General features: G+C 72.3%; 20 protein-coding genes. 12 read left to right on the top strand and 8 right to left on the bottom strand.

Features of this window, described 5'->3' with window-relative positions; all coding sequences use genetic code 11:
* Positions 1 to 55 precede the first annotated feature (55 nt).
* Positions 56 to 1,579, bottom strand: coding sequence for a S8 family peptidase (locus HFV08_RS07980; RefSeq protein ID WP_168537288.1), 1,524 nt, complete (start codon positions 1,577 to 1,579; stop codon positions 56 to 58).
* A gap of 366 nt (positions 1,580 to 1,945) precedes the next feature.
* On the opposite strand from HFV08_RS07980, the gene HFV08_RS07975 reads away from it, so the two are divergent.
* The 3 genes from HFV08_RS07975 (at position 1,946) to moaA (ending at position 5,077) form a co-directional block, all read left to right on the top strand.
* Positions 1,946 to 2,314 carry a DUF485 domain-containing protein gene (locus tag HFV08_RS07975; protein WP_168537286.1) on the top strand — a complete coding sequence of 123 codons (369 nt, stop codon included), beginning with the start codon at positions 1,946 to 1,948 and terminating at the stop codon, positions 2,312 to 2,314.
* A complete protein-coding gene (locus tag HFV08_RS07970) occupies positions 2,311 to 3,930 on the top strand; it encodes a monocarboxylic acid transporter (protein WP_168537284.1) in 1,620 nt (539 codons plus the stop codon). Before HFV08_RS07975 ends, HFV08_RS07970 begins: the two co-directional genes overlap by 4 nt.
* 157 nt (positions 3,931 to 4,087) lie before the next feature.
* Positions 4,088 to 5,077, top strand: a complete 990-nt coding sequence (gene moaA, locus HFV08_RS07965; RefSeq protein WP_246341612.1) for a GTP 3',8-cyclase MoaA — start codon at positions 4,088 to 4,090, stop codon at positions 5,075 to 5,077.
* A gap of 71 nt (positions 5,078 to 5,148) precedes the next feature.
* Here the strand turns inward: moaA and HFV08_RS07960 are convergent, their stop codons facing one another.
* Positions 5,149 to 5,388: a hypothetical protein gene (locus HFV08_RS07960; protein ID WP_168537280.1), complete on the bottom strand. Its 240-nt coding sequence runs from the start codon at positions 5,386 to 5,388 to the stop codon at positions 5,149 to 5,151.
* A 478-nt stretch (positions 5,389 to 5,866) separates the two neighbouring features.
* On the opposite strand from HFV08_RS07960, the gene HFV08_RS07955 reads away from it, so the two are divergent.
* Positions 5,867 to 6,544 (top strand): hypothetical protein, encoded by a 678-nt coding sequence (locus tag HFV08_RS07955; RefSeq protein ID WP_168537278.1) that lies wholly within the window; start codon positions 5,867 to 5,869, stop codon positions 6,542 to 6,544.
* Positions 6,545 to 6,872: 328 nt separating this feature from the next.
* Here HFV08_RS07955 and HFV08_RS07950 read toward each other — a convergent pair whose 3' ends face one another.
* Positions 6,873 to 7,262, bottom strand: a complete 390-nt coding sequence (locus HFV08_RS07950; protein ID WP_168537276.1) for a DUF3099 domain-containing protein — start codon at positions 7,260 to 7,262, stop codon at positions 6,873 to 6,875.
* 257 nt (positions 7,263 to 7,519) lie between these two features.
* Between HFV08_RS07950 and HFV08_RS07945 the strand changes: the two genes are divergently transcribed.
* Positions 7,520 to 7,813 carry a GlsB/YeaQ/YmgE family stress response membrane protein gene (locus tag HFV08_RS07945; RefSeq protein ID WP_040254737.1) on the top strand — a complete coding sequence of 98 codons (294 nt, stop codon included), beginning with the start codon at positions 7,520 to 7,522 and terminating at the stop codon, positions 7,811 to 7,813.
* Positions 7,814 to 7,932: 119 nt separating this feature from the next.
* Here the strand turns inward: HFV08_RS07945 and tyrS are convergent, their stop codons facing one another.
* The 3 genes from tyrS to HFV08_RS07930 form a co-directional block, all read right to left on the bottom strand.
* Positions 7,933 to 9,195, bottom strand: coding sequence for a tyrosine--tRNA ligase (tyrS, locus tag HFV08_RS07940; protein ID WP_168537274.1), 1,263 nt, complete (start codon positions 9,193 to 9,195; stop codon positions 7,933 to 7,935).
* 82 nt (positions 9,196 to 9,277) lie between these two features.
* Positions 9,278 to 10,678 carry a metallopeptidase TldD-related protein gene (locus HFV08_RS07935; protein ID WP_168537272.1) on the bottom strand — a complete coding sequence of 467 codons (1,401 nt, stop codon included), beginning with the start codon at positions 10,676 to 10,678 and terminating at the stop codon, positions 9,278 to 9,280.
* Positions 10,675 to 12,198 (bottom strand): TldD/PmbA family protein, encoded by a 1,524-nt coding sequence (locus HFV08_RS07930; RefSeq protein ID WP_168537270.1) that lies wholly within the window; start codon positions 12,196 to 12,198, stop codon positions 10,675 to 10,677. Before HFV08_RS07930 ends, HFV08_RS07935 begins: the two co-directional genes overlap by 4 nt.
* 266 nt (positions 12,199 to 12,464) lie before the next feature.
* On the opposite strand from HFV08_RS07930, the gene fabG reads away from it, so the two are divergent.
* The 3 genes from fabG (at position 12,465) to HFV08_RS07915 (ending at position 14,521) form a co-directional block, all read left to right on the top strand.
* The gene (gene fabG, locus HFV08_RS07925; protein WP_040254745.1) at positions 12,465 to 13,169 is read left to right on the top strand and encodes a 3-oxoacyl-[acyl-carrier-protein] reductase; all 705 of its coding nucleotides are present in this window, start codon (positions 12,465 to 12,467) and stop codon (positions 13,167 to 13,169) included.
* Between the two features lie 5 nt (positions 13,170 to 13,174).
* Positions 13,175 to 13,942, top strand: a complete 768-nt coding sequence (gene fabI / locus HFV08_RS07920; RefSeq protein ID WP_040254748.1) for an enoyl-ACP reductase FabI — start codon at positions 13,175 to 13,177, stop codon at positions 13,940 to 13,942.
* Positions 13,943 to 14,140: 198 nt separating this feature from the next.
* A complete protein-coding gene (locus HFV08_RS07915; RefSeq protein WP_376770579.1) occupies positions 14,141 to 14,521 on the top strand; it encodes a hypothetical protein in 381 nt (126 codons plus the stop codon).
* Between the two features lie 23 nt (positions 14,522 to 14,544).
* Here HFV08_RS07915 and HFV08_RS07910 read toward each other — a convergent pair whose 3' ends face one another.
* A complete protein-coding gene (locus HFV08_RS07910) occupies positions 14,545 to 15,252 on the bottom strand; it encodes a FadR/GntR family transcriptional regulator (protein ID WP_168537268.1) in 708 nt (235 codons plus the stop codon).
* 118 nt (positions 15,253 to 15,370) lie between these two features.
* Here HFV08_RS07910 and HFV08_RS07905 point away from each other — a divergent pair, with 118 nt between their 5' ends.
* The 4 genes from HFV08_RS07905 to HFV08_RS07895 all read left to right on the top strand — a co-directional run bounded on the left by HFV08_RS07905 (position 15,371) and on the right by HFV08_RS07895 (position 17,933).
* A complete protein-coding gene (locus tag HFV08_RS07905) occupies positions 15,371 to 16,720 on the top strand; it encodes a CynX/NimT family MFS transporter (protein WP_246341601.1) in 1,350 nt (449 codons plus the stop codon).
* A gap of 76 nt (positions 16,721 to 16,796) precedes the next feature.
* Positions 16,797 to 16,913 (top strand): SGM_5486 family transporter-associated protein, encoded by a 117-nt coding sequence (locus tag HFV08_RS32080; protein WP_281373451.1) that lies wholly within the window; start codon positions 16,797 to 16,799, stop codon positions 16,911 to 16,913.
* Between the two features lie 206 nt (positions 16,914 to 17,119).
* Positions 17,120 to 17,329 carry a hypothetical protein gene (locus tag HFV08_RS07900; RefSeq protein WP_168537264.1) on the top strand — a complete coding sequence of 70 codons (210 nt, stop codon included), beginning with the start codon at positions 17,120 to 17,122 and terminating at the stop codon, positions 17,327 to 17,329.
* Between the two features lie 82 nt (positions 17,330 to 17,411).
* On the top strand, positions 17,412 to 17,933 hold the full coding sequence (locus tag HFV08_RS07895; protein ID WP_168537262.1) for a SixA phosphatase family protein: 522 nt from the start codon (positions 17,412 to 17,414) through the stop codon (positions 17,931 to 17,933).
* Positions 17,934 to 18,083: 150 nt separating this feature from the next.
* On the opposite strand, the gene serB is transcribed toward HFV08_RS07895, so the two are convergent.
* The gene (gene serB, locus HFV08_RS07890) at positions 18,084 to 19,289 is read right to left on the bottom strand and encodes a phosphoserine phosphatase SerB (RefSeq protein WP_168537260.1); all 1,206 of its coding nucleotides are present in this window, start codon (positions 19,287 to 19,289) and stop codon (positions 18,084 to 18,086) included.
* Positions 19,290 to 19,601 lie beyond the last annotated feature (312 nt).

Below are 19,601 nucleotides of genomic sequence, written 5' to 3'. Positions count from 1 at the left end.
TCAAGGCCCGGCGACCGAAGCGCCGCAGACGTGGAGGCGTGCGCTGCGCGTCCGGTCAGCGCACCGCGTCGAGCGCGTCCACGATTCCGTGGCCGTAGAAGCCGTTGACCCGCTTGCCGCCCTCGCAGGTGGAGTCGACGGTGCCGTTGCCGTCCGGGTCGTAGGGCTCGGTCGGGCAGCCGGGGTTGTCGGCCTGGGCCGCGAGCCGGAACTGGAGCTGGGCCGGGGTGGCCCGCGGGTGGGCCGACTTCAGCAGCGCGGCGACGCCCGCGGCGTGCGGGGAGGCCATCGAAGTGCCCTGCAGATAGCCGTACTTGCCGCCGGGGAGGGTGGACAGGATGCGGCCGTTCTTCTCCGGGGTGTCCGGGATCTGGTACTTGTCGCCGCCGGGGGCCGCGATGTCGATCACGCCCTTGCCGTAACTGGAGTAGTACGACTTGAGGTCCTGCACACCCGTCGCGCTGACGGTGACCACACCGGGCAACTGGGTGGGAATGTCAAAGCACTTGTGCGGGTCGACGGTGCGCGGCACCGGGGTGGAGTCGTCCGGGCTCGACTCGTCCAGGATCTCGTGCGAGGCGAGGTCGTGGTTGGAGTTCCCGGCCGAGGCGAGGCTGAGCGTGCCCTTGCCGCGGGCGTAGAGCTGCGCCCGGTTCACCGAGTCGACGATGGCCTTCTGGTCGGGGTCGGCCAGGCAGTTGTAGAGCCAAGGGTCCACGTAATAGCTGTTGTTGGTGATCTCGATGCCGTGGTCGGCGGCGAAGACGAAGGCGCAGACGACGTTCTCGGGGTAGAAGAGCCCGTTGTCCGGGTCGCTCACCTTGATACCGGCGACCTTGACGCCGGGGGCGACTCCGGCGACGCCGACGCCGTTGCGGGCGGCCGCGATCTCACCGGCCACATGGGTGCCGTGGTAATCCTCGTCCGGGTTGTACGGGCGCCAGGCGCCGGGGCTCGTATCGGCCTTGCCGCCCACGCAGTTGGCGGACTGGGCGGCGGAGAAGTTGGGCGCCAGGTCGGGGTGGGTGTCGTCCACGCCGGTGTCGATGACGCCGACGGTCACCTCGCGGCTGCCCGGGTTGACGCGGGCGGCCTTGTCGGCGCCTATCGCGCGCAGGTCCCACTGGTCGGCTTCGAGCGGCTCGGCGCCCTCGGCGGCGCGGGCCCGGGCGACGGCGCCCTTCGACAGGTACTGGGGCGCGCCCTCCTCGGTGGTGGCGGCCGGGGTGAGCGGGGTGGTGCGGGTGGCACCGGCGGACTGGACGCCGGGTACCTCGCGCAGCCGGGGGGCGAAGTCGGCCGCCGCCGAGTGGGCGACGATCACGCCGATCTTCTCGTGCGCGACGACGACGGTGCCGCCGGCCGCGGTGATCGCCTTCTGCACCCTGGCGGCCGTGCCGTGACCGGGCCAGGTGTTGACGACGTAGGCGAGCTCGGGGCCCTGCGCCCCGGTGGTGGCGGCCGCGGGTGCCTGACCGGCGGAGGCCGCCGAGGGCAGGGCGCCGGTGAGGGCCGCGGTGAACGCCAGCGAGAGCGGCACGGCGAGTGCCAGGCCGCGTCTGGAACGGCGATGCGTCATGGGGTGGGGTCTCCACATCATCCGGACAACGAGGACCCGGACAGGATGCTGCCCGGGCAGGTACATGACCGAAAGGTCAGGGTGAAGCTATCTCCGTCCTCGCTGGCCAGCAACGGAATCCCGGAAGAAAACAGGACGTCCGGCCGAAAGCCGCCCGGGCCCGCCCGGACCGAACAGCTGCGAGGAGCTGCCCCCCACCCCCTGTTGGATCACGCCGTAGAGCCCTAACATCGCCAGACGGTTCCGTGATCCAGCTCACTGCGCCGCCCCGGGGCGTGCGTCCGCGCCAGGGCCCTTCGCCCCGACCCGCCCGCCGCCCCGCCGATATCCGTACGTACCCCTGTGCCCGCACCGCGAGGAGAAGCCGTGGCCACCCAACCACCACCGCCGTCGAAGGGCGGTCCGGGCAGCACGCCTCCGCTGCCCTCCGCAGAGGAGTTCGCCGAGGTGCAGGCCAGCGCCGAATTCCGTGAACTGCGGCATGCCCACCGCTCCTTCGCCTTCCCGCTGACGATCGCCTTCGTCGCCTGGTACCTGCTCTACGTGCTGCTGTCGAACTACGCGGGCGACTTCATGGGCACCAAGCTCTTCGGCAACATCAATGTCGCCCTGGTGCTCGGCCTCGCCCAGTTCCTGACCACCTTCCTCATCGCCTGGTGGTACTCCCGTCACGCCGCGACCAAGCTCGACCCCAAGGCCGAGGCGATCAAGTCCCGGATGGAGGGCGGCGCATGAACCCGGCAATGACCCTCGCCGCGGGTGAGGCAAGCGAACACCGGCCGCTGATCATCTCGCTCTTCGCGGTCTTCGTCCTGGCCACCCTCGTCATCACCGTGTGGGCGGGCCGCCAAACCAAGGACGCGGCCGACTTCTACGCGGGCGGACGGCAGTTCACCGGTTTCCAGAACGGCCTCGCCGTCTCCGGCGACTACATGTCCGCGGCCTCCTTCCTCGGCATCGCGGGCGCCATCGCCCTCTTCGGCTACGACGGCTTCCTCTACTCCATCGGCTTCCTGGTGGCCTGGCTGGTCGCCCTGCTCCTGGTCGCCGAGCCGCTGCGCAACTCCGGCCGCTACACGATGGGCGACGTCCTCGCCTACCGGATGCGCCAGCGCCCGGTGCGCACCGCCGCCGGCACCTCCACCATCGTGGTGTCGATCTTCTACCTGCTGGCCCAGATGGCGGGCGCGGGCGTCCTGGTCTCGCTGCTGCTCGGCATCACCAGCGACGCGGGCAAGGTCGGCATCGTCGCCCTGGTCGGCGTGCTGATGATCGTCTACGTGACCATCGGCGGGATGAAGGGCACCACCTGGGTGCAGATGGTCAAGGCGGTCCTGCTGATCGCGGGCGCCCTGCTGATCACCTTCCTGGTGCTCCTGAAGTTCGACTTCAACGTCTCCGACCTGCTCGGCTCGGCCGCCGACAACAGCGGCAAGCACTCGGCCTTCCTGGAGCCGGGCCTGAAGTACGGCATCGACTCCACCACCAAGCTCGACTTCCTCTCCCTCGGCATCGCGCTCGTGCTCGGCACCGCCGGACTGCCGCACATCCTGATCCGCTTCTACACGGTGCCCACCGCCAAGGCCGCCCGGAAGTCGGTCAACTGGGCCATCGGCATCATCGGTGTCTTCTACCTGATGACGATCGCGCTCGGCTTCGGCGCCGCCGCACTGATCAAACCGGACGAGATCATCGCCTCCAACAAGGCGGGCAACACGGCGGCGCCCCTGCTCGCCCTGCATCTCGGCGGGGTGGACTCGACCTGGGGCGCGATCCTGCTCGCCTCCATCTCGGCGGTCGCCTTCGCCACCATCCTCGCGGTGGTCGCCGGACTGACCCTGGCCTCGTCCTCCTCCTTCGCCCACGACATCTACGCCAACGTGATCAAGAAGGGCCAGGCCACCGAGAAGCAGGAGGTACGGGCCGCCCGTTACGCCACCGTGCTCATCGGCATCGTCTCCATCGGCCTCGGCGCCCTCGCCCGCGACCTCAACGTCGCGGGACTCGTCGCCCTCGCCTTCGCGGTCGCCGCCTCGGCGAACCTGCCCACCATCCTCTACAGCCTCTTCTGGAAGCGCTTCACCACCCAGGGCGCCCTCTGGTCGATCTACGGAGGACTGGTCACCGCGGTCGGCCTGGTGCTCTTCTCGCCGGTCGTCTCCGGCAAGCCGACCTCGATGTTCCCGGACGTCGACTTCCACTGGTTCCCGCTGGAGAACCCGGGCCTGATCTCCATCCCGGTCGGCTTCCTGCTCGGCTGGCTCGGCACCGTCCTGTCCAAGGAGGAGCCGAACACCGCCAAGTACGCCGAATTGGAGGTCCGTTCCCTCACCGGCACCGGCGCCCACTGAGGCTCCCGCGCGACCGCATCTGCCGCCCCCGGCCCGACCGGGGGCGGCAGATGCGGTTCCACCGGCCGAGACGCGTACCCGGGGGGTGTCACCGCGGTCACGTACGCTCGACACCAGAGCCCGGCACCACACGGCTTTCCAGGGAAGGGGGCCCGCACTGCTTGCCGACACCTACGGGCGGGTCGCCACCGATCTGCGCGTCTCGCTGACCGACCGCTGCAATCTGCGCTGCACCTACTGCATGCCCGAGCAGGGCCTGCAGTGGCTGGCCAAGCCCGATCTGCTGACCGACGAGGAGATCGTCCGCCTGGTACGGATCGCGGTGGAGCGGCTCGGCATCACCGAGGTGCGCTTCACCGGCGGCGAACCCCTGCTCCGGCCCGGGCTCACCGCCATCCTCACCGAGGCCGCCGCGCTCACCCCGCGCCCCCGGCTCTCCCTCACCACCAACGGCATCGGCCTCGCCCGCACCGCGAGCGCGCTGCGCGAGGCGGGCCTCGACCGGGTCAACGTCTCGCTGGACACCCTGCGCCCCGAGGTCTTCAAGACCCTCACCCGCCGCGACCGCCACCACGACGTCCTCGCCGGCCTCCGCGCGGCCCACGAGGCCGGACTGACCCCCGTGAAGGTCAACGCGGTCCTGATGCCCGGCCTCAACGACGACGAGGCACCCGAACTCCTCGACTGGGCCCTGGCCCACGCCTACGAGCTGCGCTTCATCGAGCAGATGCCGCTGGACGCCCAGCACGGCTGGCAGCGCAGCGGAATGATCACCGCCGAGGACATCCTGGTCTCCCTGCGGCGCCGGTTCACGCTCACCCCGGAGGGGGAGCGGGAGCGCGGCTCCGCCCCGGCCGAGCGCTGGCTGGTGGACGGCGGCCCGGGCCGCGTCGGGGTGATCGCCTCGGTGACCCGGCCCTTCTGCGCGGCCTGCGACCGCACCCGGCTCACCGCCGACGGCCAGATCCGCACCTGCCTCTTCGCCACCGAGGAGACCGATCTGCGCGCGGCCCTGCGCGGCGGCGCCGGGGACGCGGAGCTCGCCGCGCTCTGGAGCAAGGCGATGTGGGGCAAGAAGGCGGGCTCCGGACTCGACGACCCGTCCTTCCTCCAGCCCGAGCGCCCGATGTCCGCCATCGGCGGCTGAACTCCCACCCGGCGCAGGGCGGTTGAGTCTTTCGCTCTTCGCCCCGGCCGGGGCGAAAAGCAGAGAAGCCCCTACGAGCCGGAGTCCTCCCACTCCTCCAGCGCCACCACGTCCTTGAGGAAGCCGCGTACGTCCAGGAAGGACGAGAGGTGCGCCCGGTGCTCCTCGCAGGCCAGCCAGGTCTTGCGGCGCTCGGGGGTGTGCAGCTTCGGGTTGTTCCAGGCGAGCACCCAGACGGCATCGGCGCGGCAGCCCTTGGCCGAGCACTGCGGATCGGCGGGCGATTCCTCGGGGGAGAGCGGGAGGTTCACGCGGCAAGCCTAGAGGAGCGCGGGCGGGGTCCGGCGGTCACCAGCGGCGGGTGGGGCCGGAGGCGCCGCGTCGTGCGGAAGGGGGAACAAGGATGTCGCCTCGACGAACTGCCCCACATATCCGGTGTGATCGCTACGAGCAAGCCGAGCAGTCCGATCCAGACCTGCCACTTCGCGGCGCCGGTCCGGGACTTGGCCGACTTCTCCTGACGGTCATCCATCCCTCTCACCCCTCACCGCGGCGAAAGTGTGGCACGGGGGATTCGTCGGGGTGCAACGGGACTTCGCGATTGATCTGAGCTGTTCCTGAGCCTGTGCCGAGGTTCCCGTAGTTCCCCGCCCCCGGGTTTGAGCGCTCTGGTTCGGGTCAGGTGTTCACGGCCCGTAGGCGGGCGTCCGGAGAGTCAGAAGTACGGTAGAGTTCTTCTGAGTGTGATATGTCATGCTCCGGTCAAGTGAACGCCAGAGGAGGAGCGGTATGGCTGCCGGTACGACTCTCGGACGCAGGCGTCGGTGGACGCTGCGCACATCGGTTCTGGGTCTGGCCGCGGGCGTGGCCTTCACGGTCACGGCGGCCCCGGGGGCCACCGCGGCCCGCGATGTGGCCCTGATCCTCGACTACACCGTGGCCAAGGACTGCCGGGTGTACGAGAACTATCCCAAGGACGGCGTCATCGGGAACGACCCGGCCTGGCGCATCGCCCCGGGGGAGGTCGTCGCCTGGCGCTACAACGTCAACGGCAACTACGCGATGATCAGCGACAAGAAGTACCGCAGCAGCTCGACGCACGCCTGGTGGGGCTTTGTCGATCCGAGCTGCATCGGCACCTCGATCGGCGGCGAGCCCTTCCCGACCCCGGACAGCTCCTACCCGGCCGGTGAGCCGGTGCCGCAGCGGATCCTGGAGGGCCGCAGCGCCGTCGAGGCGGACCACTACCGCACCGTCGACTTCCGGGTCGCGCCCGGCACCGTGGTCGACGACCGCCAGGAGATCCGCAGCAAGGGCACCCTGCGCGACGCCGCCAACCGCTTCGTCATCGGCAACGTCAAGCCGGGCTGGCACGTCCACCGGACCGCCGAGCGCAACGCGGGCTGGACCAAGGTCTACGTCCCGAACGCCCAGCGCTGGGGCTGGGTCCAGGACATCCACTTCTGAACCGGCGGCACGGCCGCGGTCCTCCGGCACCGCGAGGCGCCGGTCCCCTGCCCCCATGCTCCTGGTGCCCCTGTGACGGCCTGTGCCGCGCGGGGGCACCAGGGGCTTTGCCACCCCCGGAACGCGGCGACGCCGGGCAGCCACGGGGGGAGCTGCCCGGCGTCGGTCAGTCGCTCCGACGGGGGATGCGGAGCGCTCAAGAAGTATGTCACGGGGTGCCCTGCGCCGACCCCCCCAACAACCACATTGATCTGAGCTTTTCTTGAGCTGGACAGGGGTCCCCGGTAAAGCCCTGTTCAGGTCGGGTTCAGGCCCCGGTCGGCCCCGTTCAGTGCGGTTCGGCCGCCGTCCCGGGCGCTCCGGCACCCGGCATCGAGGCCCCGGCGGGCGGCGCCGAGGCGGTCGGCTCGCGGGGGATCACCGTGCCCAGCATGGGCCGACTCGGCGGCGGCAGAACGGTCTTGGGGAGTACGGGGGCGTTCTCGCGGCCCGCGTTGGCGATGACCACGGCCGCGTACGGCAGCAGCACCCCGAGGATCAGGCAGACGACCGCGATATGGCGCTGCACGTCCCAGAGCACGGCGGTGAGGATGACGGAGACGGTGCGCACGCCCATCGAGATCACGTACCGGCGCTGCCTGCCGCGCACATCCTCCGCGAGGCCCTGCCGTGCGCCCGTGATGCGGAAGACCTGAGGGCTGTTCTGCTGCCTGCGCATGGATGACCTCACCTGCCGTCGCTCGCCCGGACCTGCCCACAGCCCGAACCGCGCGACGGCCCGAACAGCACCACGGTACGCCGCGTACCGCCCGCATTCGAGACCGGGGCGCCGCTTCGTCCGCATCACGCCGCACCGTGGCCGGTGCCGTACGGGCGCCGCGGGCGCTCCGTGCGGCGCCTCCCGGAATGCGCCGGAGGAGGTATCGGCCGACACTGGCACCACATGCGTCGAGAGCGCCACCTTGAGGAGGCGACATGGGCTGGTTGTGGGCCATCATCGTGGGCTTCGTGCTCGGTCTCATCGCGAAGGCCATCATCCCCGGTAAGCAGCAGATCCCCTTGTGGATGACGACGATCCTGGGTATCGGCGGTGCCGTGCTCGGCAACGCGGTCGCCCGCTGGGCCGGAGTGGACACCACCGCCGGCATCGACTGGTGGCGCCATGCCTTCCAGCTCGCGGGCGCGGTGCTCCTGGTCTGGCTCGGCGAGATGGCCTGGCTGGCCATGCACCGCAACAAGGGCGCCGGGCAAGGGCGTTCACGCGCCTGAGCGGGCTCCGGTACGCCCGCCGCCGTGTCGGCGGGCGCACCCGGGTGCACGTACGAGAGGGCCGGTACCGCGTACGAAAACGCGGTACCGGCCCTCTCCTCGCTCGTGCGCCCGGGGCCTCAGCCGGTGATCTCCACCGCCGCGAGGTTCTTCTTGCCGCGCCGCAGCACCAGCCACCTGCCGTGCAGCAGGTCCCCGGCCTCCGGCACCGCGTCCTCGGCGGTGACCTTGGCGTTGTTCACGTAGGCGCCGCCCTCCTTCACGGTGCGCCGCGCCGCGGACTTGCTCTGCACGAGCCCGACCTCCGCGAACAGGTCCACCACGGGGGCCGGCGCCGCCACCCGGATGTGCGGCAGCTCCGAGAGGGCCGCGGTGAGCGTGGCCTCGTCCAGGTCCGCCAGCTCGCCCTGGCCGAAGAGCGCCTTCGAGGCGGCGATCACCGCGGCCGTCTGGTCGGCGCCGTGCACCAGGGTGGTCAGCTCCTCGGCCAGGGCGCGCTGGGCGGCCCTCGCCTGCGGGCGCTCCTCGGTCTGCCGCTCCAGATCCGTGATCTCCTCGCGGGAGCGGAAGCTGAAGATCCGCAGGAAGCCCGGGACGTCCCGGTCGTCGGCGTTCAGCCAGAACTGGTAGAAGGCGTACGGCGTGGTCAGCTCCGGGTCCAGCCAGACGGTGCCCGACTCGGTCTTGCCGAACTTGGTGCCGTCCGCCTTGGTGATCAGCGGGGTGCCGAGCGCGTGCACCGGGGCGCCCTCGACCCGGTGGATCAGGTCGGTGCCCGCGGTGAGGTTGCCCCACTGGTCGCTGCCGCCGGTCTGCAGGGTGCAGCCGTAGCGGCGGTACAGCTCCAGGAAGTCCATGGCCTGGAGGATCTGGTAGCTGAACTCGGTGTAGCTGATGCCCGCGTCGGAGTTGAGCCGCCGGGCGACGGCCTCCTTCGCGATCATCTTGTTGACCCGGAAGTGCTTGCCCACATCGCGCAGGAAGCTGATCGCGGACAGGCCCGAGGTCCAGTCCAGGTTGTTGACCATCAGCGCGGCGTTCGGGCCCTCGAAGTCGAGGAAGGGCTCGATCTGCGCGCGCAGGCGGCCCACCCACTCGCCGACCGTCTCGGGGTCGTTCAGGGTGCGCTCCGAGGTCGGCTTCGGATCGCCGATCAGCCCGGTGGCGCCGCCGACCAGGCCCAGCGGACGGTTGCCCGCCCGCTGGATCCGCCGCATGGTCAGGATCTGCACCAGGTTGCCCAGGTGCAGGCTGGGCGCCGTCGGGTCGAAGCCGCAATAGAACGTGACGGGGCCGTCCGCGAACGCCTTGCGCAATGCGTCCTCGTCGGTGGAGAGGGCCAGCAGGCCCCGCCACTTCAGCTCGTCGACGATGTCCGTCACCTTGTCGCGTCTCCTAGGTTGCTGCTGTCCACCGGTCCGGTCCGCTCGCCGGACCGCCGCCGTGAGGCGGCCGCGTACGAGGTTATACGCCCCGGCTGACCGAGCTCATATGGAAATCCGGCACCCGCAGCGGGGGAGCGGCAGCCCTGGTGAACCAGTCGCCCCACTCCCGGGGCAGGGTCCGCTCGCTGCGGCCCGCCTCGGTGGCCCGGCCGAGCAGGTCCACCGGCGACTCGTTGAAGCGGAAGTTGTTCACCTCGGCGGTGACCTCGCCGTTCTCCACCAGGTAGACCCCGTCCCGGGTCAGCCCGGTGAGCAGCAGCGTCGCCGGGTCCACCTCGCGGATGTACCAGAGGCAGGTCAGCAGCAGCCCGCGTTCGGTGGCAGCGACCATCTCGGTCAGCGAGCGGGTGCCGCCGCCGTCCAGGACGAGGTTGCCGACCGGGGGCGCGAGCGGCAGCCCGGTCAGCCGCGCGCTGTGCCGGGTGGTGGTCAGCCGGGCCAGCTCCCCCTCGTGGATCCAGTCGGTACGGGCCAGCGGCATGCCGTTGTCGAAGACCGAGGAGTCGTCCCCGGAGGAGTGCGCGAGCACGAACGGCGCCGATTCCAGGCCCGGTTCGTACGGATCGCTGCGCAGGGTCAGCGGCAGCGGGCTGAGCCGCTCGCCGACCCGGGTGCTCCCGCCGGGGCGTGAGAAGACGGTCCGGCCCTCGGCGGCGTCCCGGGCCGCGGAGGACCACATCTGGTAGACGAGGAGGTCGGCGACGGCGCTCGGCGGCAGCAGGGTCTCGTACCGGCCCGCGGGCAGTTCCACCCGGCGCTCGGCCCAGCCGAGGCGGACCGCCAGCTCCGCGTCCAGCTCCGCCGGGTCGACGTCCCGGAAGTCGCGGGTGGCGCGGCCCGCCCAGGCCGAGCGGCTGCGGTCGGGGGACTTGGCGTTCAGCTCCAGGGTGCCGTTGGGCTGGTCGTGCCGCAGCCGCAGCCCGGTGGAGGTGCCGAGGTAGCTGGTGACCATCTCGTGGTTCGCGAAGCCGTACAGCTCGCGGCCGCCGGCCCGGGCGCGGGCGAAGGACTCGCCGAGCGCCGGGGCGAAGTCCGCGAAGACCGCGGAGGTGGTCTCGGCGGGCGGCTCGGCGAAGTCCGGCGAGGCGGGGGTCCCCTCGACCAGGGGCTGGGCGTCCTCGGCGGGCCCGGCCGCGCGGGCCGCCGCCTCCGCCGCCCGCACCAGCGCCTCCAGGTCCTCGCCGGTGACCGCGGAGCGCGAGACCACCCCGGAGGCGGTGCCCTCGGCGCCGTCCACCGTCGCGATCACGGTGAGGGTGCGGCCGCGGGTCACGCCGTTGGTGGTCAGGGCGTTGCCCGCCCAGCGCAGATTGGCCGAGGACGTCTCGTCGGCGATCACCACGCAGCCGTCGGCGCGGGAGAGGGTGAGGGCGCGCTCGACGGTCTCGTGCGGGGTCTGCGTACGGATGGTCCTGCTCATCGCCCGGCCTCCTGTGCGGTGTTCAAGATGTTGACGCCCCGGAAGAGGGCCGAGGGGCAGCCGTGCGAGACGGCCGCGCCCTGACCGGGCTGGGCCTTCCCGCAGTTGAAGGTGCCGCCGAGGACATAGGTGGCGGGGCCGCCGACGGCCGTCATCGAGCCCCAGAAGTCGGTGGTGGTCGCCTGGTAGGCGACATCGCGCAGCTGCCCGGCCAGGCGCCCGTTCTCGATGCGGTAGAAGCGCTGGCCGGTGAACTGGAAGTTGTAGCGCTGCATGTCGATCGACCAGGAGCGGTCCCCGACCACGTAGATGCCGCGCTCCACCCCGCCGATCAACTCCTCGGTGGACATCCCCGCCGGGTCCGGGCGCAGCGAGACGTTCGCCATCCGCTGGACCGGGACCCGGCCGGGGGAGTCCGCGAAGGCGCAGCCGTTGGAGCGGCCCTGGCCGGTCAGCTTCGCGATGCGCCGGTCCAGCTGGTAGCCGGTCAGGGTGCCGTCCTTGACGAGGTCCCAGGACTGGGCGGCCACCCCCTCGTCGTCGTAGCCGATGGTGGCGAGTCCGTGTTCGGCGGTGCGGTCCCCGGTGACGTTCATCAGCTCGGAGCCGTACCGCAACTTCCCGAGCTGGTCGAAGGTGGCGAAGGAGGTGCCGGCGTAGGCGGCCTCGTAGCCGAGGGCGCGGTCCAGCTCGGTGGCGTGGCCGACCGACTCGTGGATGGTCAGCCAGAGGTTCGAGGGGTCCACCACCAGGTCGTAGAGGCCCGGCCGCACGCTGGGCGCGCGCATCTTCTCGGCGAGCTGACCCGGGATGCGCTCCAGTTCGCCGTCCCAGTCCCAGCCGGTGCCCCGCGCGTACTCCCAGCCGCGGCCCGCGGGCGGCGCGAGGGTGCGCATCGACTCGAACTCGCCGCTGGCGGAGTCGACCGCGACGGCGGTGAGTTCGGGGTGCAGGCGCACCCGCTGCTGGGTGGTGACGGTGCCCGCGGTGTCGGCGTAGAACTTGTTCTCGTGGACCGTGCGCAGGGTGGCGTCGGCGTGCGCCACGCCCTCGGCGGCCAGCAGCCGGGCGCTCCACTCGGCGAGCAGCGCGGTCTTCTCCTCGTCCGGCACCGTGAAGGGATCGATCTCGTACGCGGAGACCCAGGTCCGCTCGGCGTGCACCGGCTCCTCGGCCAGCTCCACGAACTCGTCCGACCCGGCGGCCCTGATGACCTGCGCGGAGAGCTTCGCCATCGCCACCGCCTGCGAGGCCACCCGGGCCGCGGCGTCCATGCTCAGGTCGACACCGGAGGCGAAGCCCCAGCTGCCGCCGTGCACCACGCGCACCGCGTAGCCCAGGTCGGTGGTGTCCGAGGAGCCCGCGAGGCGTGCGTCGCGCAGTCGCAGGCCGGCCGAACGCACCCGCTCGAAACGGAAGTCGGCATGGTCGGCGCCGAGCGCGCGGGCGCGCGCCAGGGCCGCGTCGGCGAGCGCCCGCAGGGGCAGCGCCGTGAAGGATTCGTCCACCTGATGGGGCACGGTCTCTCCTACTCGAAGGGGCACGTTCCGGGTGCGGGCCGGTGCCCCGCCGCGAGGGCGCACCGGGACGCGGACCCGAGGAGTCCGCAACCGATCATGTCGTGCCCGGCCCCCGCTGACCACCTCTTTCGCCGGGCGGCGGCCGCGGGGTTTCTGTAGGGATCCGACAGCGCGGCCGAGCAGCCACTGTCGGGTGGCCGATTGCCTCGACCTGCGGGCCAACCGATAGGTTTCGGGTACCAGACCGCTAGGGAAAGGGTGATCCGTTGAGCCGCTCGGTTCTCGTCACCGGAGGAAACCGGGGCATCGGCCTCGCCATCGCCCGCGCCTTCGCGGACGCCGGCGACAAGGTCGCCATCACGTACCGCTCCGGTGAGCCGCCGGCCGGCTTCCTCGCCGTCAAGTGCGACATCACCGACGCGGAACAGGTGGAGCAGGCCTACAAGGAGATCGAGACCGCGCACGGTCCCGTCGAGGTCCTGGTCGCCAACGCCGGTGTCACCAAGGACCAGTTGCTGATGCGGATGTCCGAGGAGGACTTCACCTCCGTGGTGGACACCAACCTCACCGGCACCTTCCGGGTGGTCAAGCGCGCCAACCGCGGCATGCTGCGCGCCAAGAAGGGCCGCGTGGTCCTCATCTCCTCCGTCGTCGGACTGCTCGGCTCGCCGGGGCAGGCCAACTACGCCGCGTCCAAGGCGGGTCTGGTCGGCTTCGCGCGCTCCCTCGCCCGTGAACTCGGCTCCCGCAACCTCACCTTCAACGTCGTCGCCCCGGGCTTCGTGGACACCGACATGACGGCCGCGCTCACCGACGAGCAGCGCGAGTCGATCGTCTCGCAGGTGCCGCTGGGCCGGTACGCCACGGTCGCCGAGGTCGCCGCCGTGGTGCGGTTCCTCGCCTCCGACGACGCCTCGTACATCACTGGAGCCGTCATCCCCGTTGACGGCGGATTGGGCATGGGTCACTGAACGCCATGAGCGGAATCCTCGCCGGAAAGCGCATCCTCATCACCGGAGTGCTGATGGAGTCCTCCATCGCCTTCCACACGGCCAAGGTCGCTCAGGAGCAGGGCGCCGAGATCATCCTGACCGCCTTCCCGCGGCCCACCCTGACCCAGCGCATCGCCAAGAAGCTCCCGAAGCCGGTCGAGGTCATCGAGCTGGACGTCACCGACGACGAGCACCTCGCCCGGGTCGAGGGCATCGTGCGCGAGAAGCTCGGCGGCCTCGACGGCGTCGTGCACTCCATCGGCTTCGCCCCGCAGGACGCGCTCGGCGGCAACTTCCTGAACACCCCCTTCGAGTCGGTGGCCACCGCCATGCACGTCTCGGCGTACTCGCTGAAGTCGCTGACCATGGCCTGCCTGCCGCTGATGGACCAGGGCGGCGCGGTGGTCGGCCTGACCTTCGACGCGCAGTTCGCCTGGCCGCAGTACGACTGGATGGGCCCGGCGAAGGCGGCCCTGGAGGCCACCAGCCGCTACCTCGCCCGGGATCTGGGCAAGCAGAACATCCGCTGCAACCTGGTCTCGGCGGGCCCGATCGGCTCGATGGCCGCGAAGTCGATCCCCGGCTTCAGCGAGCTGGCGGACGTCTGGAACACCCGCTCCCCGCTGGAGTGGGACATGGCCGACCCGGAGCCCGCGGGCCTCGGTGTGGTCGCGCTGCTCTCGGACTTCTTCCCGAAGACCACCGGCGAGATCGTGCACGTCGACGGCGGCGTGCACATGATCGGCGCCTGAACCCAGGCACCCTCCGACGCCCCGCCCGGCCGCCCTGCGCGGCCCGGGCGGGGCGTCGCCCGTTCGGGCCAGGCGGGGCGGCGGCGGGCGGCCGTCCGGCGCAGGCTGGGGACACGGATCTTCCGAGCGGTTTCCCCTTGTGGTGCAGCCGCGGCGGCGCCGAGCGTCCTGCCGCAGTACGGCCGAGGAGGTTCCCTTGTGGGCCCGAACCCGCCCCCGCCGGGCAGGACGCCCCGCGGCAGACACACCGAGGCCACCGCCGCCGTCCTCGCCGGACTCGCCCTGCTGCTCGCGCTGCCGGGCGACACCGTGCCCCGGCTCGACCCCCGCCCCGCCGCCCGGGCCGAGGCGCCCTTCGGCGCCGAGTGCCGGCTGCGCACCGAGGGCCCGCACACCGTCGCCGACTGCCACAACCCGTACCCCGAGACCGACCGGCTGCGGCTGCATCTGGAGTGCGCGCGCTGGTGGGACGTGGACAGCGACGGGGCAGCGGTGGCCGCGGGGCCCGCGCGGACGGTGCGGCTCGACGGGCGCTGCTGGAAGGAGGTCCGCGCGGCCTGGGTCGGCCACCAGCGCTGAGCGGAGGTACGGGGCCGCCGGGTTCAGCCCGTGACGCCGGCCGCCGGGAGGCCGAGGGCGGCGACGGTGCTGCGGCACTGCAGGGGGTAGTGGGCGGCCTCGGCGGCGGCGGTGACCGAGTCGCCGTCTCGGATCGCCTCGACCAGCGGGCGGTGGCTCATCAGGGCCTCCGGCGCCAGGTCCTCGCCCACGTCCTCGCGCAGCCAGGCGCGCAGCACCTCGCCGAGGTCGGCGTACATCGCGCTCAGCGCCTCGTTGTGCGAGGCGGCCACCACCGCGAGGTGGAAGCTGGCGTCGGCGGTGACGAAGGCCTCCAGGTCGCGGGCCTCCCAGGCCGCGTCCCGGCGCCCGAGCAGCGACTCCAGCTGGTCCAGGTCCCGCTCGGTGCGGCGCTCGGCGGCGAGCCCGGCCGCCCCGGACTCCAGGGTGGCCCGCAGCTCCGCGATGTGCCGCGGATCGGTCTGGGCGAACCTGCGGTGCATCACCCCGGCCAGCTCGCTGGTGGCGAGGACATAGGTGCCCGAGCCCTGGCGGATGGCGAGCAGGCCGTTGTGCGCGAGGGCGCGGACCGCCTCCCGGACCGTGTTGCGGGCGACCCCCAGCTGCTCGACCAGCTCGCTCTCGGTGGGGATGCGGGAGCCCACGGGCCATTCACCGGAGGAGATCTGCTGGCGCAGCTCGGCGATCACCTGGTCGGCCAGAGCCGAACGGCGGGGGTGGCTCAGAGGCATGTCGGTCCTTCGGGCGGTCGGCGTGGCGGACAGTGTGCCGCACGGACGTTTCGTACGTGTGTGAACTCACTGTAAATGCCTGGACAACCAATCATCCCATGATTCTATGATGGGCGACATGGCACCCGACCACGCGACCGCCGAGTCCCGGACACCCCGCTCCCGCACCCCCGGGCCCGCCCCGCGAGCGGACGGCACGGGCCTGCCCGGCCGGCTGCCGCGGGTGGTCATGGCCGGCATCGTGCTGGCCGCGCTGAACCTGAGGCCCGCCATCACCAGCTTCGGCGCCCTGCTCGAAGAGGTCCGCGACGGGCTCGGCATGAGCGGCACCGTCGCCGGGCTGCTCACCTCGCTGCCCTCGCTCTGCTTCGCCGTCTTCGGGATCATGGCGCCCCGGCTGGCCCGGCGCTTCGGCCCCTCTGTCGTGGTCTGCGCGGGCATGGCCGCGATCGCCGCGGGCCTGCTCATCCGCCCCTACGCGGGCGGCACCCCCGGCTTCCTCGCCGCCACCGCGCTCGCCCTGATGGGCATCGCGGTCAGCAATGTGCTGATGCCGGTGATCGTCAAGCACTGGTTCCCCGAGCGGGTCGGCTCGATGACCGGCCTGTACTCGATGGCCCTCGCCTTCGGCACCGCCTCCGCGGCCGCCGCCACCGTCCCGCTCACCGAGGCGCTCGGCGGCGACTGGCAGCGCGGCCTCGCCACCTGGGCCGCCCTCCCCGCCCTCGCCCTCGTCGCCTGGCTGCCACTGGCCCGGCTCCGGCGGGACGCGGCCCCGGGTGCGGAGGCCGAGGGCCTCGCCGACCCCGCGGACACCGGGGCCGCGCCCGCCCCCGCGCCCGGGGCGGCCGAGGCCCCCGCCGCGGGCAAGAGCCTCGGTCTGCTCCGCAGCCGTACCGCCTGGGCGCTGGCCCTCTTCTTCGGGCTCCAGGCCACCGGCGCCTACGTGACCATGGGCTGGATGGCGCAGATCTTCCGGGACGCCGGGGTCCCCGCGGGCCGGGCCGGACTGCTGCTCGCCGTCACCATGGTGATGGGGGTGCCGCTGGCCTTCGTCATCCCGCGCCTGGCCTCCCGGCTGCCGCACCAGGGCCCGATCGTGGTCGCCCTCGGCCTGTGCGGGCTCACCGGATACCTGGGGCTGTGGGCGGCCCCCGCGGGCGGTGCCTGGCTCTGGGCGGTGCTGCTCGGCGCCTCCAACTGCGCCTTCCCGCTGGCCCTGACCATGATCGGCATGCGGGCGCGCACCAGCGCCGGGGTCGCGGAGCTGTCCTCCTTCGCGCAGAGCACCGGCTATCTGATCTCCCTGCCCGGCCCGCTCCTCGTCGGCGTGCTCTACCAGCACACCGGCGGCTGGTCCCTGCCGCTGGCGCTGATGGGCGCGCTGATGCTGCCGCAGATCGCGGTCGGGGTGCTCGCGGGCCGCCCCCGGGTCATCGAGGACGAGGCCGCGCGCGCCCGGGCCTGACGCGGCGCCGGGCGCCGGGTGCGCGGGATCCCGACCCCAGGGCCCGCGCACCGGCCGGGGGTGGGACACTGCCGGTATGCCAGTGCTCGAACCTCATCCCCCGAACGGCCAGAAGAAGCTGCTGCTCGTCTTCGGCGCCATGATCGGCATCACCGTGGTCATCGGCATCATCGCCACCCTCGCCTCGCCCTGATCCCGGCACCGGACGCGGCCCGCCCGCCCCGGCCCCGGAGGCCGAACTCCCCGCCCCCATGGTGGGGTTAACCCCCCGTCCCCTAGGGGGGCCAGGTCAGGGTGGAGTGGGTGGGTCACCGGATGGGACGCCGCCCCGGGATTCCGTAGCTTCGAAGAGTGCCCGCGAGGACGCGGCGCACCAGGAGCGAAGACCACGGAGGCGTCATGTCCGCGCACACCCCGGCACGGGACCAGGGACAGGACCGTATCGAGATCCAGCTGCCCTGGTGGTCCGTCGCGCTGCCCGCCGTCGCCTTCGGCGCCCTGCTGCTCCTGCTCCTGAACCCGGCCGAGGCGCACGCCGCGGGCGGCAGCACCGCCCTGACCCAGCTCCTCGAACGCCTCCAGGAGGCCGTCGCCAGCCGCGGCGCCTGATCCGCCGCCCCGGCAGGTCCCGGTGGGCGCCGCCGCTCAACTCCCAGCGCCCGGTGGCGCGTTTCGTGCGAAGCTGGAGTGCATGAGCGACGCCGAATCCCGCAGGATTGTTCTTGTCCGGCATGCCAAGGCCGACTGGCCCCAGGTCTCCGACCACGAACGCCCGCTCGCCGAGCGAGGCCGCAAGGACGCCCCCGTCACCGGCCGGAAACTGGCCGACGCGGACATCGTCCCCGACCTGGTCGTCTGCTCCACGGCGACCCGGACCCGCGAAACCTTCAAGCTCATGGTCCCCGAACTGCCCACCCGCCCGAAGACGGTCTACGAGGAGCGGGTCTACGAGGCCTCCCCGGGGCAGCTGATCGCCCTGCTCGAAGAGACCCCCGACGAGGTGCGCACCCTCGCCCTCGTCGGCCACAACCCGGGTGTGCAGGCCCTCGCCGAGATCCTCGCCGGGGAGTCCGAGCCGGAGGCCGCGAGCCGGATGGCCGCCCGCGGCTTCCCGACCGCCGCCTACGCCGTGCTCACCTTCACCGGCCCCTGGAAGTCCCTCGAACCCGGCGTCGGCACCCTCGTCGACTACTGGGCGCCCGGCGGCGAGTGACCCCTCCCGCAACCCGCCCGGAACACCCACGGGCCCGGCACCGCGCAGGCGGCGCCGGGCCCGCTCGCGTACCGGATCCTTACGAGGGCGGGGTGCCCGTAGCTGCCGGGCGCACCGGCTGCCGAGCCCCGCCCGGCCGGCCCGCCCCGCTCAGTCGGCGTGGGCGTCGGCCGCCTCGACCTCCTCGCGGGTGACCCCGAGGAGATAGAGCACGGTGTCCAGGAAGGGGACGTTCACCGCGGTGTGGGCGGCCTCGCGGACCACCGGCTTGGCGTTGAAGGCGACCCCGAGCCCGGCGGCGTTCAGCATGTCCAGGTCGTTGGCGCCGTCGCCGATCGCCACCGTCTGCGAGAGCGGCACCCCGGCCTGCTCGGCGAAGCGCCGCAGCAGCCGCGCCTTGCCCGCCCGGTCCACGATCTCCCCGGTGACCCGCCCGGTGAGCTTGCCGTCGACGATCTCCAGGGTGTTGGCCTGCGCGAAGTCGAGGCCGAGGCGTTCCTGGAGCGCGTCGGTGACCTGGGTGAATCCGCCCGAGACGACGCCCACCTGGTAGCCGAGCAGCTTCAGCGTACGGATCAGGGTGCGCGCCCCCGGGGTGAGCCGCACCGCGCTGCGCACCTCGTCCACCACCGAGGCGTCCAGGCCCGCGAGCAGCGCGACCCGGGCGTGCAGCGACTCCGCGAAGTCCAGCTCGCCGCGCATGGCCGCGGCGGTCACCTCGGCGACCTTGTCCTCGCAGCCCGCGTGCGCGGCGAAGAGCTCGATCACCTCGTCCTGGATGAGGGTGGAGTCGACGTCCATCACCACCAGGCGCTGCGCCCTGCGGTGCAGCCCCGCCGAGACCACGGCCACGTCCACGCCGAGCGCGGCGGCCTCCGGGGCGAGGGTGCTGCGCAGGGAGGCTGTGTCGGTGCCGGAGACCGCGAACTCCACCGCGGTCACCGGGTACTTGGCGAGGCGGAAGATACGGTCGATATTGGCGCCGCTCTCGCTGATGCGTGCCGTTATGGCGGCGGTGGACTTCGCGGTCAGCGGGTGCCCGAGGACGGTGACATGGGAGCGCCCGAGGCCGCGCGGGCGGTTGTCGCCGGTGCCGGAGATGATCTCGGCCTGGACCCGGCGGGTCTCCGCCCAGTGGTGCACGGTGGCCCGCAGATCGCCCTCGGCCCCGGTGGGCGGCTGGGTGACCAGGGCGCACAGGACCATCCGGCCCCGGGTGACGACCTGCTCCAGGTCGATCACGTCCACGGAGTAGGCGGCGAGGGTCTCGAACAGTCCCGCCGTGAGCCCCGGCTGGTCCTTGCCGAAGATCTTGACGAGAAGCGTGGGGGCGTCGGGATTCTGCGAAGCGCTCATGGTGTTCCCACCGTATCCGCCGCCCGGGACGGCGCGCGGCGGCGGTCCGAGGACCGGACAGCGCCGGTCACCGGTACCGCCCGTGAGGGGCCGGGGCGGCCCGATCATGGCCGGAGCCCGCCTTGCGGACGCGGCCGGCACCCCACTCACCGAACAGCCGGAGCGCGGCCGAGCGCGAGGCCGCTCACGCCGCCCGGCGCGCGCCCGCCGTTCCCGCCGCGCCCCGCACGTCACGACCTCGTCACGATCGACCAGCCCTTCCGGGCCCTCGAAAGCGCCCGGATGTACCGGCCACGGAGAAAAGGACAGCGG

The organism is Streptomyces physcomitrii (assembly GCF_012273655.1).
In the GTDB taxonomy this organism is placed as follows: domain Bacteria; phylum Actinomycetota; class Actinomycetes; order Streptomycetales; family Streptomycetaceae; genus Streptomyces; species Streptomyces physcomitrii.
The sequence above is the reverse complement of the archived record's forward strand: the minus strand, read 5'-3'. Positions and strand labels throughout refer to the sequence as shown.

Bases quoted from the DNA above. Each gene is read 5' to 3' on its own strand.
- HFV08_RS07895 (WP_168537262.1), top strand. From the start codon at position 17,412: ATGAGCGACGCCGAATCCCGCAGGATTGTTCTTGTCCGGCATGCCAAG.
- HFV08_RS32080 (WP_281373451.1), top strand. From the start codon at position 16,797: ATGCCAGTGCTCGAACCTCATCCCCCGAACGGCCAGAAGAAGCTGCTG.
- serB (WP_168537260.1), bottom strand. From the start codon at position 19,289: ATGAGCGCTTCGCAGAATCCCGACGCCCCCACGCTTCTCGTCAAGATC.
- HFV08_RS07945 (WP_040254737.1), top strand. From the start codon at position 7,520: ATGGGCTGGTTGTGGGCCATCATCGTGGGCTTCGTGCTCGGTCTCATC.
- HFV08_RS07910 (WP_168537268.1), bottom strand. From the start codon at position 15,252: ATGCCTCTGAGCCACCCCCGCCGTTCGGCTCTGGCCGACCAGGTGATC.
- HFV08_RS07970 (WP_168537284.1), top strand. From the start codon at position 2,311: ATGAACCCGGCAATGACCCTCGCCGCGGGTGAGGCAAGCGAACACCGG.
- HFV08_RS07905 (WP_246341601.1), top strand. From the start codon at position 15,371: ATGGCACCCGACCACGCGACCGCCGAGTCCCGGACACCCCGCTCCCGC.
- HFV08_RS07950 (WP_168537276.1), bottom strand. From the start codon at position 7,262: ATGCGCAGGCAGCAGAACAGCCCTCAGGTCTTCCGCATCACGGGCGCA.
- fabI (WP_040254748.1), top strand. From the start codon at position 13,175: ATGAGCGGAATCCTCGCCGGAAAGCGCATCCTCATCACCGGAGTGCTG.
- HFV08_RS07980 (WP_168537288.1), bottom strand. From the start codon at position 1,579: ATGACGCATCGCCGTTCCAGACGCGGCCTGGCACTCGCCGTGCCGCTC.
- HFV08_RS07935 (WP_168537272.1), bottom strand. From the start codon at position 10,678: ATGAGCAGGACCATCCGTACGCAGACCCCGCACGAGACCGTCGAGCGC.
- HFV08_RS07900 (WP_168537264.1), top strand. From the start codon at position 17,120: ATGTCCGCGCACACCCCGGCACGGGACCAGGGACAGGACCGTATCGAG.
- HFV08_RS07955 (WP_168537278.1), top strand. From the start codon at position 5,867: ATGGCTGCCGGTACGACTCTCGGACGCAGGCGTCGGTGGACGCTGCGC.